The 12960-nt window shown below is 34.3% G+C and carries 8 protein-coding genes; all 8 read right to left on the bottom strand.

The features are described from left to right. Nucleotides 1-7: 7 nt before the first annotated feature. The 8 genes from DFQ10_RS03425 to DFQ10_RS03390 all read right to left on the bottom strand — a co-directional run bounded on the left by DFQ10_RS03425 (nt 8) and on the right by DFQ10_RS03390 (nt 12904). On the bottom strand, nt 8-1441 hold the full coding sequence (locus tag DFQ10_RS03425) for a sulfatase-like hydrolase/transferase (protein ID WP_115816010.1): 1434 nt from the start codon (nt 1439-1441) through the stop codon (nt 8-10). A gap of 7 nt (nt 1442-1448) precedes the next feature. After that, nucleotides 1449-3056: a sulfatase family protein gene (locus tag DFQ10_RS03420; RefSeq protein ID WP_115816009.1), complete on the bottom strand. Its 1608-nt coding sequence runs from the start codon at nt 3054-3056 to the stop codon at nt 1449-1451. After that, a complete protein-coding gene (locus DFQ10_RS03415) occupies nt 3046-4923 on the bottom strand; it encodes an alpha-L-fucosidase (RefSeq protein ID WP_115816008.1) in 1878 nt (625 codons plus the stop codon). Before DFQ10_RS03415 ends, DFQ10_RS03420 begins: the two co-directional genes overlap by 11 nt. A 2-nt stretch (nt 4924-4925) precedes the next feature. Continuing rightward, a complete protein-coding gene (locus DFQ10_RS03410; RefSeq protein WP_115816007.1) occupies nt 4926-6098 on the bottom strand; it encodes a DUF6786 family protein in 1173 nt (390 codons plus the stop codon). Between the two features lie 191 nt (nt 6099-6289). Beyond that, nucleotides 6290-8173 carry a sulfatase gene (locus tag DFQ10_RS03405; RefSeq protein ID WP_115816006.1) on the bottom strand — a complete coding sequence of 628 codons (1884 nt, stop codon included), beginning with the start codon at nt 8171-8173 and terminating at the stop codon, nt 6290-6292. Nucleotides 8174-8244: 71 nt separating this feature from the next. Next, nucleotides 8245-10137, bottom strand: coding sequence for a sulfatase (locus tag DFQ10_RS03400; RefSeq protein WP_115816005.1), 1893 nt, complete (start codon nt 10135-10137; stop codon nt 8245-8247). A 29-nt stretch (nt 10138-10166) separates the two neighbouring features. Beyond that, on the bottom strand, nt 10167-11351 hold the full coding sequence (locus tag DFQ10_RS03395; RefSeq protein ID WP_115816004.1) for a putative glycoside hydrolase: 1185 nt from the start codon (nt 11349-11351) through the stop codon (nt 10167-10169). 29 nt (nt 11352-11380) lie between these two features. Continuing rightward, nucleotides 11381-12904, bottom strand: coding sequence for an alpha-L-fucosidase (locus DFQ10_RS03390; protein WP_220352401.1), 1524 nt, complete (start codon nt 12902-12904; stop codon nt 11381-11383). Between the last annotated feature and the right edge of the window lie 56 nt (nt 12905-12960).

Raw genomic sequence — 12960 nt, 5'->3', positions numbered from 1 at the left:
TTCTTTGTTAGTGTTTTGTTTTTTTAGATACCGAATAATCTGCAGCTTCTAAAGAGGTCATTGGATCATTGTTTTTATCCATTTCAGCTTCAAGTAAATGCGTCATTTCAATTACTTTATCGTTATATTCAGCACTGTTTGCTAAATCATTCATTTCAAATTCATCCTCTAAAAGGTTGAACAGTTTTTTCTTTTTAATTTTTGGGTAAACAATTAATTTCCAATAGTCTTTAATGAGCATGCGTTGTGTTCCCATATAAGCACTATAAATACTTTCATAAGGATTGTTCTTTTCATTTTGCAGTAATGGAAGTACACTTTGAAAGGTGACATACTCGGGTTTTGAAATTTTCGCTAGCTCTAAAGACGTTGCCATTGCATCTTGAAGATAAATAAGCGTCTCTATTTTATGATCTGCTTTTATACCTGGTCCGGAAATAATAAACGGAGCACGAACAGAATGCTCATACATATTTTGTTTACCAACCAATCCATGATGCCCAACAGCCAAACCATGATCTGATGTAAAAATAATAATAGTATTGTCAGCTTTTCCTGATGCTTCAAGCGCCTCTAAAATGCGACCGATTTGTGCATCCATGTGTGTAATACTCGCATAATATTCTTGTCGGTGTACTTTTATAGCATAAGGCGTTCTAGGGAATGGCGCTAATCGTTCATCTCTAATTTTCGGCACCGCATTGTCTCCCATATCTGGATATAAATCTTGATAATTTTCAGGAAGTTTGATGCTATCTAAAGCATACTTATCTATATATTCTTTTGGTGCTTGTCTTGGATCGTGTGGCGCATTAAAAGCCAAGTACATAAAAAAAGGCTTGTCGTCTTGTTTGGCATTTTCGAAAAATGCAACACCATCATCGGCTAAGACTTCACTCCAATGCGTTCCACCTTGCCAAAAACCACCATTTTTTGTATCCCATGGTAACCAAGCTGTGTCTAAATCTTCGCCTTCAATGGGTCTGTTATACGCTGTTTTAACACTTTTAGGCATTCCAGCTCTAACATTTTTAACGACATTAAACACCGAGTTTACGGGAATCGGCACATGCCATTTTCCGCTCATATAGGTGATGTAACCGGCTTCTTGCATCAATTCTGGCCAAGAACGTTTCTTTTTAGCTTTAATATCTTTAATGATGTTTTGCGCATTCCAAACACTAGCACCACTAATGATCATAGATCTACTCGCAATACATACAGCTCCTGCCCAAGAACCTTGATTGTAAGCATGCGTAAATGTTGTCCCGCTTTTTGTTAACTTATCTAAGTTAGGCGTTTCTACAATGGTTTGTCCGTTTGCGCCTATGGTTTCAAAAGTTTGATCGTCTGAAAAAATGAATAAAATATTCGGCTTTTCAGTCTGAGCATATATATTGAGACCAAAGAGTAATACAAAAAATGTTAAGCTATTTTTCATCTTTAAATTAGTCTTTAAACGCAAAATTTGCTTGAGGCCATTCACCAGAAATAGCATCGTTTTCTTGAACTTTTCCAGGAGTACTTCTGCCGTTCTTTATTTGTTGAATTAATATACCCTTTAATTCTTTAACCTTTTCTGGGAATTGCTGTGCAACATTATTCTTCTCTTTAACGTCCTTTTTTAAATTGTATAGAATTTCTTCAGCTGAAACACCTTTGTGTTTTTTTGTTTCTCCAGACGCCATAATCCCTGAGTTTGGCGATACAATTAATTTCCAGTCTCCTTTTCTGATAGCGAAAACACCATACTTGTCATGATGAATAGTGGCATCTCTTAAATAATCTCCTTCATTGGTTAATAAAGGCATCATGCTGAAACTATCTTCAGCTTCATTATCCTTAAAATCATAACCTATAATATCTGCACAAGTTGCGATAAAGTCTGTTGTACATATTGTGACATCAGAAACTGAATTTGGTTTAATTTTCTCTGGCCACTTTACGAAAAATGGAACGCGATGACCACCTTCTAAATAACTTCCTTTGTAGCCGCTATAGACATAACTTGGACTGTGTTTTTTTTGTCTTAAGGTTTTTAAATCGTTGGTAGTTGCAAAACCATTATCACTTGCAAAAATCACCATGGTATTTTCATCGATGCCTTGTGCTTTTAGCGTTTCAAAAATAGTTCCCATTAAATCATCAATCATGATTACAAAATCGGCATAAGGACTTTTAATTTCACTTTGCCCTTTCCATGGTGCAATTGGTAATACTGGATTGTGCGGGGAAGGTAAGGGAATGTACATAAAAAACGGTTGGTCTTTATTGGCGTTTTCCTTAATAAATGAAATCGATTTATTTACGACGTTTGGTAGGACGTCTTCGTGTTTAAAATCGTCTGCAATGTCTCCTCTTATCCAAGTGGCATATGGCGATTGTTTTTTTGTTTGAGAGGAAATGCCAGTTGGTACCATCGTTGCCTTATTATTTTCGACATAGACAAAAGGTGGCATATTTAAGGATGCTGAAATCATATAAGAGTAATCAAATCCCATGTCATTAGGTCCAAACTTTAAAGGCTGACTGTAATCAATATCCTTGAAATTTAAACGATTGGATTTGTCTGAAAAATGATCAAACTCTGGGCTGTTGTTTTTCATGGTCCAGTTTAAACCTAAATGCCATTTACCAATATTTGCTGTTTTATAGCCCTTATCTTTTAGCATTTGTGCAACTGTTAACCTGCCTTTCTGAATTAAACTCGGCGAGTTTCCCCAAGTCACAAATTCTTTTAAAGGGGTTCGCCAATTATAGCGTCCGGTTAAAATGCCGTATCGTGTTGGAGTACATACTGCAGAAGAGGTATGCGCATCGGTAAATCGCATGCCTTCTTTAGCCATTTGATCTAAATGCGGTGTTTGTATTTTACTGTTTTCATTATAGATGCTTAAATCACCAATACCTAAATCATCAGCGAGAATGTAGATGATGTTTGGTTTTTTAGGTTTAGGTTGTTCTGTTGGCTTGTTATGGTCAAAACTTGTGAGTACAAATAATGATGCCAATAACAGGCCACTGATTACAAGAATTTGAATGGTTTTAGTTTTCATAATTGTGTTTTAAAGTCACTTCAATAACATAGCCTAAGGCATCTTTAGATATACCTGTTACTGTAGTTTGTAAGCCGTTTTCATTTTGATCCCAACTAAGAGCTTTATCGCTTCCTAATAGTTTTACCTCTTCAATTTCTCCTTCATCTTTTTTTAGCGATTTTATTAGAATATCTCCTTCTGTATTGGCTAGTGAAATAGCGTAAACTTTATTTTCTTTAGTCGTAAACCAAAAATCTTTAGACGTGAAATCTCTTTTGAAACCTTTAGCCGCTCTATGACCTGTACCATCTAATAAGGTCTCCTCTTGACCTTCGTTTGGTGTTTTCCAACGCGATGTTCCATAGACTGCATCTGCATTTTTATGAATCCATTTTCCCATCTTACGTAGGTTTTCTGCACTAGTTTCGGGTACGTGTCCTTTTCCATCAGGACCTATATTCAATAGATAGTTTCCACCTTTCGATAAAATATCGACAAAGTAGTACAGTAGTTCTTTTGGACTTTTCCAATCGTTGTCATAGGATTTATAACCCCAAGAATTGTTAGTTGTCCCACAGGTTTCCCAATATTTTTCTAATTTTTCTGAAGCCGAAGGGATCTTATTATCTCCTGCATCTAAATAATCTCCAAAAGCATAACCAACCCTTCGGTTGACTAATACGTTTGGATTGCTATCATAAACGAGTTTATAAAACTGAAAGGCTTGTGCTTCCGTAGTAAAACCTGTGCCATCAAACCAGATTAAACGTAGTTCAGGTAACATGGTTAATAGTTCTTTTATTTGTGGATAGGCTTTGTTTTCTAGATATGATTCATGTGTGTTTTCACTTGGATCCCATAAATTCTTACCTGTTGGGTGTGTATAAATCCCTAAAGAATCGTTTACTTTTTTGATGTTCTTGTAATTCCCATCAGTGCCATCCATCCAATCATTACCATGAGAATAGTACACACCAAAATCTATACCTTCTTCTAAACAGGCATTGTAAAGCTCTTTTATGATGTCTGCTTTGTAAGGCGTGGCGTCAACCATATCAAATTCAGAACTTTTTGAATCAAACAAGGCAAAACCATCATGATGTTTTGAAGTGATAACGATGTATTTCATACCAACATCCTTGGCCAATTTTACCACATTTTGCGCAAAGGATTTATCTGGATTAAAGGTTTTGGCTAATGCTATATATTCCGCTCTAGGAATTTGAAAGGCATGCATTAACCATTCCGCTACTTTGGGTCCAGGATGTGGTGCATTATTAATTTTAGTGCCTTTCCATAGGCCTCCAGCTTGTGAGTATAATCCCCAATGAATAAACATGCCGAGTTTGGCTTCTTTAAACCGTTTTAGCGCTTCTTGTTTCTCAGGAGATTGATGCATGGTTAACCATTCTTGATGATATTTACCAGAACCAATAGGTTTTTTATAATGCGGAATGACTCTTAAACTTTTAAAATCGGCCTCAGTCGTTATAGAAATTTTTAGTTCATCTGTATTTTTTAATGGAATTTTATGTTTGAATTCTGAAACTATGTCGTTTGAATTGATACTATATTTTTTCAATAAGGATGTTTCAAATGCTTGTTCACCTATTTTTATTTTTACAGCTTCTTTATTTTTAAAGGATGCTTCAGTTGAAACCATTTGAAGGACATAATCAGACGGCTGTTTCACATTAAAATCCCAAGAAAACGTAGTTCCGGCTTGGTCTGCATCTGTTTTGTCTAAAACCACCCAATGATCGGTTTGGTTGAAACTCTCATTTTGAGATGTATTAGCTTTTTCTTTTGTTGTACAGTTATATAGCACTATTAAGGCTGTAAATAGTGAATAAATCATTGCGGTATGGATTTTTAATCGCTTCATGATTATAACGATTCTATAATATCGTTTAAGCTTACACCTAAAGTGGCTTTTGCAATGGTATTTAATTCGTGTTCATCGCCTTTTAAATGCATAGTAGTTTGAATATGTACCATGGTTTCATTCGGTTTTAAGGCTGCCGCTGGTGATGAGGTTTCTAACTCATAAAATGGTCCCATTGGCGGAACGCCTGGTTCTGGTGATCCGTCATTATAGGCATTTATAAGATCGCCTGCATAAGGTTCTTCTTGGTATTCCCATGCCGAATTTACATAACCATGTGGTGCTTCTTGTGCATTATAAGTCACTAAAGTCAAAACTTTTCCTACGGCATCATAACTTCCTGCAATACCTTTTGCGCGTTTTGAGTTAACTCCAATTTTACTGCGTTTTGTGCCATCACCCTTAAAGAATAAAACATCGTTTTTAACTTCTAAATAATCTTTAGGCACCTTACCAAAATAGGTGTCATTTACTTTTTGTCCTAAAGCGGTTTCTTCACCATCTTTAAAAGGAATAACCATAGTGGTTTCAGGTGATGGCTTATACATTCCTAAAATCCATATAGAAGGCAAACCCGTCTCAGGTAGCCATGGTTGATCACCAATATTTGTAATTTGATTATGGGTTTGATAGCCTACAAACTCAATATTTTCGGAAAACTGTATTCTAAGGCTGTTTTCAATGGATGCTTTATTTAAAATAGAAATGGAACGTCCAATACCCATTTTAAAAATGGTTCCACTTTTATTTATAAGTTCGCAATGGTGTTCAAACGTCGCCGAATGATCTGTATGAGAAACCAACGTAAAAGTCTCTGTATCTATAACAGCTGGAGTTTTCCAATTTGAGAATTCAAAATCGTCTTTTGGCTTAAAGAAGAGTGAAAACTGTCCACCTTCAGGACCTAACCAAAAGCGTTCTTCGCCTCCAAATACATAAATCTGATTTTCTAAGCGCCCTTTACGTTCTTCTTCCGTAAGAAAACCAGCTTCAATGACCTTTTTGTTAATCCACCCAAAGCTAGCGCCTTCTGATACGTTGGTTGTACTGGTCATTATACGACCTTGAAATTGTGGTGCAATAGCTAATGCACTTTTGCCTTCTTGTAACACAATGATGTTGGTATGCGCTTTTAGAAAGTTAAGATCTTTAGAAAATTCGTTTGCTTTTTTCATAGTGTTAGTCGTCGCTAGAATAGGTATGTAGGATTGGAAAACGTTTTAATTATTAGGTGCTTTTCTTTGATACTTTATAAATAAGATGTTTGCCTACTGTTATAGGCATTGATTATAAAAGAAAACAGGAAGCACAAGCCACAGCTTAACACTATTTTTCATGATTCCCATTGTTATCTTCAACACTTATTTTATTTAACTTTATGAAACTCACCTTTTACCATGAAACGATTTTCATCAATTAGGATGATACCATATTCTATGGCTTCTTTAGGAACCGTAAACGTGTATTCTAAATTATTTTTTCCAGCGTCTACAGGTATTCTGATATACGTAGATTTCACTTTACTTTTCTTGCCTTTTTTTCTTGCTTTAGCCTTATCTGATATTTTTACAAGTGCATAACTTTCAATCACATTAGATTTTCCTTTTTCTAATTGAATAGAAACTTTACGAGATGCAGCATCAAAAACATCTTTAGCAATAACAGGAATTGTTGCTAAATCTTCTTCATTTTTAAATTTTGAAGGATCTTTATAAGGCAATTTAGCATCGTAATCTTTAAGATATTTTTCTAATTTTACAGATAAGGCTTTCGTGATTTCTGGTTCTTGTTTAGCGATATCGAACTTTTCTTCTAAATCGTGTCGTTTTCCGTTTTTATACAAACGATGTAATACATAATTACCTGATATAAAATTTTTATATAATTTATAATCTCCAGATCTTATAGCAGATTGGTTTTTAGTCTCGTCACCATAAGGATAGTGCCACCATAAATCTTCTCTAGGTTTTCCATCTTTATTTAAGACTTCCTTTTCATTCTTTAATAAGACATTTGAAATATCTAATCCATCTAAATCAGAACTATATTTAGAAGGTATTTGACTATTGGTAAGGTTTAAAATAGTTGGATAGAAATCTAACTGATTAATCAAAACATCTTTTGTTTTTTCTTTAGGAATGTTTGGTCCCGAAATAAGCATTGGAATCCTAATTCCGCCTTCTTCTGTATATTTTTTACCCTTATCTAAAGGTGCATTATCAGACATTATTTCTGTTCTGCGTTGTTCTGCACCACCATTATCTGATGAAAAAATGATATAAGTGGTCTCATATAATTTCTTGCCTGGATTTCTAGGGTCGTCTGTTTTCTTTAATAAATCTACAACACGGCCTAAACTCCAATCTAAGGTAGTCACCATAGCACCAAAATAAGGATTGTTTTGGCCTCCAGCAGTCATTGGGATATCTTCCTTCGGAAATTCCATTCCTAATTTATCACAATAATATTGTAATAATTCACGATTCTTTGTGTGAATTGGGTAATGCACCATCCAATGTGCTAAGTATAAAAAGAAAGGTTCTTCCTTGCTGTTTTTAATGAATTCAAGGGCATTTTCAGTCACCTCATCCTTTGGATATGAAATACCATTAGGAGATGCCTTTGTGAAAGGAAAGTATTTTTCTTCGCTTAAACGGTACTTGTCACCTTTATTATGCGTTGCGAAATCATTCACCCTATTATTTTTACCTTTTGGTCCTTGATGTGCACCACGAGATTCGTGAGCAAAATCAAAACCTTGATTTTTTGAGCTTTGAATCTTAAGATGTCCAGCGTGCCATTTCCCTACATGACCCGTTTTATAGCCATTCATTTTTAAAGCTTCAGCAATCGTGAAGTTTTCAGGCATTAATCCTTCTGGAAAAAAAGGGCTAGTATATTTTGACGATTTATCTGCCTTAGGAATTTTTCCTCCACTCACATTTGTTATCCCTGTTTTAGCAGGATGCAATCCACTTAAAAGTGCAGATCGAGAAGGGGCACAAGTTGGTGCAGGAGAATAGGCATTTGTAAAATTGATAGCATCTTTTGCTAATGCTTTAATGTTTGGAGTATCCCAAGCACAAGGTTCGTCTAAATCGTTTAATTCTACGTCTTGCCAGCCTAAATCATCAGCGTAAAATATAATGATATTAGGTTTTATTAAATCAGCTTTTTCTTGACTATTACCATAGTTAGAGGCTAAAAACGCCAATAGTACTAAGGCTAAGAATGTTCTGTTATTTTTCATTTTATATATAATTAAAGCAAATGTGATACTGTTATTTAAATCTATACAATATCACATTCAACGCTTCTTTTTTAGTTGATTTTATGAAACTCACCTTTTACCATAAATCGATTTTCATCAATTAAGATAACACCATATTCTATAACCCCTTCAGGAACAACAAACGTGTATTCTAAATTGTTTTTGCTAGCATCTAATGGTACTTTTATAAAGGTTGTATCATGTTTTCCATATTTCGCTTTCTTCCCCTTCTTTTTTGCTTTAGCCTTATTTGCAATTCGTATTAAAGCATAAGCTTCTATAACATTCGTTTTTCCTTTTTCTAATGTAATTGACACTTTACGAGAATCAGCATCAAATGAATCACTAACTATAACAGGAATAGACGCTACATTACTTTTAGCTCCTTCACTTTTAAATTTTGAAGGATTTTTATAAGGCATTTGCGCATTGTAATCTTTTAGATATTTTTCTAATCTTGTAGATAAGTCTTTAACGACTTTAGGATTTTGTGCAGCTATGTCAAACTTTTCTTCTAAGTCTTCTCTTTTACCATCCTTATATAAACGGTATAATTCATAAGTACCAGGAATCAAATTTTTGTATAATTTGTAATCTCCTTTTCTAATAGCAGATTGCATAGATGCATCATCATTATGAGGAAAGTGCCACCATAAATCTTCTCTAGGACTTCCATCTGCATTATGAATAACATTTTCGTTATTTAATAATACACCAGAAATGTCTAGACCATCTAATTCTGAAGTATATTTTTTTGAAATCTCACTATGTGTAAGACTTAAAATGGTTGGGTAAAAATCTAACTGATTTACTAAACCATCATAAGTTTTTCCTTTAGGAATATTTGGACCCGAAATCACCATAGGAACTCTAATACCACCTTCTTGTGCATGTTTTTTACCTTCATCTAAAGGGTAATTATCTGTAACAATATCTCCATTGGCTTTTTCTGCACCACCATTATCTGAAGAAAATATAATATATGTCGTTTCAATTAACTTTTTACCTGGATTTCTAGGGTCGTCTGTTGTCTTTAATAAATCTACAACGCGTCCTAAACTCCAATCTAAAGTAGTAACCATAGAACCGTAGAACGGATTGGTTTGGCCTTCCGTGGTAATAGGAATGTTTTTAGTTGGAAAATCTATACCTAATTTATCGCTGTAATATTGTAATAACTCCTTGTTTTTAGTGTGAATTGGAGAATGTACTAACCAATGTGCTAAGTATAAAAAGAACGGCTCTTCTTTACTAGTTTTAATAAACTCAAGGGCTTTTTCAGTAACCATATCTTTTGGATACGAAATTCCATTTGGGGAATCCTTAGTAAATGGAGGGTACTTTTCATCGCTTAAACGGTAAGCATCACCTTTATCATGGGTTGCAAAATTATTCAGACGGTTTTTTTCTCCTTTTGGACCTTGATGTGCTCCTCTTGATTCATAAGCAAAATCGAAACCTTGATTTGTTGACTTTTGGATATCAAGACCTCCAACGTGCCATTTTCCAACATGACCTGTCTTGTAACCATTCATTTTTAATGCTTCTGCTATTGTGAAATTTTCAGGCATTAATCCTATTGGATAAAAAGGAGTTAGATAATTAGATCTTTTAGAGGCTTTAGGTAAAGTGCCTCCACTTACATGTGTTACACCTGTTTTAGTTGGGTGTAAACCAGAAAGTGTTGCCGCTCTAGAAGGCGCACAAGTTGGTGCTGGCGAATATGCATTGGTAAAATTGATACCTTCTTTTGCTAGCGCCAACATATTAGGTGTTTCCCAAGGCGTAGGCTCATCCAAATCATTGAGTTGTGAATCTTGCCAACCTAAATCATCTACATAAAAGATAACAATATTAGGTTTTACTAAATCTTTCTTTTCTTGACTAATTGCATAATTAGAGAAGAACAATAAAATTGTCAATGTTGTTAAAAGTGATTTCATTTTTTTATGTATAAATATTTATAGTTCGTTTATTTCCAATCTAATTGGGCTGTTTTGTTTTGTATATCTAAAGTAACATCTAAATGTTCAAAAGATCTTGTGTAAATGTAGCCTTCACGTTTCGCATCTCCTTTTGGTGCTCCCAGTTTTTTCTCGTACTGAGGAAATGTTTTAAGCCAAACCGCAGAACTCCCAACAGCATAACCATCATGAGGATAGACATAGCTGTATTTTTCAGCACAAACCAGAAAAATAGCTAATAGATAATCTAAGCGTTTTGTAAAATCTTCATTTATGTTTACTTTTTCCCTAGCATCATCAATACCAGCTACTGCATTTTTTAATCCTTTACCAATTCCGAGAGACATAGCAATCACATTGCCTTCTCTAGCCGATTTTTGAACAGCCTCGATACCTTTTGCAAGATAATCTTCATAAGTCATGCCAGAATTTCCACGCTCAAAGCCTTCTAAGTATGAACCATCAAAGAATTTTAAATACTCTCTACCTGAATCTTCAAATTCTGGACGTACACGAATGATATTGGCAATAAGTAAATTATCATTTCCTATTTGAGTATCTAAATCTGCCATCATAGACAAATAGCCTGTTTTAATAGCCTCTCGTTTTTCTTTACCAACACGACTATTAAAAAAGAAAGGCACTAAAACTTTAATGTTAGCATCTAAAAACACACCATCAATAAAAGGACTTTCGGTCACCTTACTTACATGGTTTAACCAATACTCACGAACATAATCTTTTGAAATATCAAAGAATCCAGTTTTACCATTAGACATTAAGGCTTTTTCCCCTTTGGCGTTAACTAATATTGCTTCAGGATGTTTGTATAAAAAATCTTCATCTTCAGAATAACCTTTCCAATTGATGACCACATTTTTATAGTAAAGTATCTTGGCATCAGGATTTATTTTTTTTACAGCTTCAGCAGCTTTAATAGTCCCTTTTTCTGTAGATCCATAAGCTTTACTTCCTGTTGTTTTTTCAAATGTTATTAAAGGAAATTTTGAAAGATATATAATCTCTTTTTTTGTAAATGCAGTAGATTTACGTAGATGCATATACAAGGGCATTTTATCCCAAGAAAACTCTGGCAATTTATGTTTTACTACAGTCGTTTCTTGTTTCTGTACTGAACAGGCACTTAACGAAACGGCTAATAAAACCAATAAAAATGTTGTTTTAAAATGCATCAATATTTCTTTTTAACTCAAGCGTTATTCTATTCTGTAATTATTTTAAAGCAAATAGCAGATTGATTTGGTATGGCCTTAAAATCATACGCAATAGCCAAACCACCTTTATTTCTCTTCCAATTTATTTTTTCCTCACTACCTAAGAGTTGTATGTCTTTTATGTTCTTTTTTAAAAGTCCTTTTGTTTTTAGGACTTCAATCAAAATATCCTCTGTTGGTGGTGCTAAAAGAAAAGCATAAAGATTGCCGTCCTTGGTTGTAAAACGAATGTCTTTTTCTGAGAATTGTTTTAAGTTCTCACCTGCTCTTTTGGTTACGATTTCCAAAGGCCCTTCTCCAAAGGTTTTCCATGGTCGAGTATTGTAAATACCATCTTGATTAATCTTTACAAAGGCTCCAAAGTCGCTAAGCATTTTTATTTGATTTTCAGGAATTGTGCCATCTCCTTTTAAAGCAATGTTAATCATCACAATACCATTTTTACTAATAGCATCAATAGCATTACCAATTAAAACCTCTAAAGACATTTTTGTAAAAGCGTTCTTTCGGTAAAACCAACTTCCTGATAAATCGGTTGCCCAAATCCATGGATACTCTTGTAGCTCTCCAAACATCCCACGTTCTAAGTTATAGGTAAATGCAGCTTTGTTTTCTTTAGCGTTTTTAAAGGACAAAACGGTAGTTTGTTTGCCGTTGTTCTCTTTTAAATCTCTATTTAAATAATCTGAAAATAGTTTAACACCTAAACCTTTTCCAGTTTTAATAGATGGATAAGGTGAATCGTTATTAAACATGTCTGGATCGTATTTTTCTATTAAATCCCATGAACGTTTGTACCAATGTTCATTCCAACTATCTTGACTCGCAAAATTATATGTATCATAATCCATATTAAAGAAGTCCCATTCTGGAGTGCCTTTTTTTTGAAATTTCCGAGCCGTTCTAAAAAAGCGTGGAGACCAATATAAGTGTGTAGATACTCCAAATTTTAAATCGTGTTTATATGCTGCATCTTTCCATTCTCTTAGAATGTCTTTTTTTGGACCCATTTTTACAGCATTCCACGGGAAGAACGAATCGTACATGTCAAAATTATCATGATGTGTTGCCACTGGCATAATAAAACGAGCTCCACACGCTTTAACGAACTCTACTATATTATCAGCATTAAAGTTTTCGGCTTTAAAATCTGATATAAATTTTTCGTAACCAAATTCAGAAGGTGGTCCATAACGTTGAACATGCCATTCTGATAATTTTACCGTTCTTTTTCTGTCTGGCTCATTTCTAGCATCATAATCTTTATCACCATACATTCGTCTTCCGTAGTGGGAACCATCGTCTGGTCTATTCTCATCAATTGAAGATGGAATTCCCCAATGCATCCAAACTCCTATTTTACCATTCTGGAACCATTCTGGTACTTGATAGTTCTCAGCCATGGATTTCCAATTAGCTTCAATTGTTTTTTTAGTCTGCTTAGTTTGACCAAATACAAAACAAGAAGTTAATATAAAAAAAAGGATGGTTCTATTTATTTTTATCGACATCTGTAGCCTTTTATCACCTATATACAAAGTAACCATTTACTTATTTATAAACGCTT

It is taken from the genome of Winogradskyella eximia, from assembly GCF_003386165.1.
In the GTDB taxonomy this organism is placed as follows: domain Bacteria; phylum Bacteroidota; class Bacteroidia; order Flavobacteriales; family Flavobacteriaceae; genus Winogradskyella; species Winogradskyella eximia.
The sequence above is the reverse complement of the archived record's forward strand: the minus strand, read 5'-3'. Positions and strand labels throughout refer to the sequence as shown.

Excerpts from the sequence above, each read along its gene's own strand:
- DFQ10_RS03390 (WP_220352401.1), bottom strand. The coding sequence starts at position 12,904 with ATGTCGATAAAAATAAATAGAACCATCCTTTTTTTTATATTAACTTCT.
- DFQ10_RS03405 (WP_115816006.1), bottom strand. The coding sequence starts at position 8,173 with ATGAAAAATAACAGAACATTCTTAGCCTTAGTACTATTGGCGTTTTTA.
- DFQ10_RS03425 (WP_115816010.1), bottom strand. The coding sequence starts at position 1,441 with ATGAAAAATAGCTTAACATTTTTTGTATTACTCTTTGGTCTCAATATA.
- DFQ10_RS03420 (WP_115816009.1), bottom strand. The coding sequence starts at position 3,056 with ATGAAAACTAAAACCATTCAAATTCTTGTAATCAGTGGCCTGTTATTG.
- DFQ10_RS03395 (WP_115816004.1), bottom strand. The coding sequence starts at position 11,351 with ATGCATTTTAAAACAACATTTTTATTGGTTTTATTAGCCGTTTCGTTA.
- DFQ10_RS03410 (WP_115816007.1), bottom strand. The coding sequence starts at position 6,098 with ATGAAAAAAGCAAACGAATTTTCTAAAGATCTTAACTTTCTAAAAGCG.
- DFQ10_RS03400 (WP_115816005.1), bottom strand. The coding sequence starts at position 10,137 with ATGAAATCACTTTTAACAACATTGACAATTTTATTGTTCTTCTCTAAT.
- DFQ10_RS03415 (WP_115816008.1), bottom strand. The coding sequence starts at position 4,923 with ATGAAGCGATTAAAAATCCATACCGCAATGATTTATTCACTATTTACA.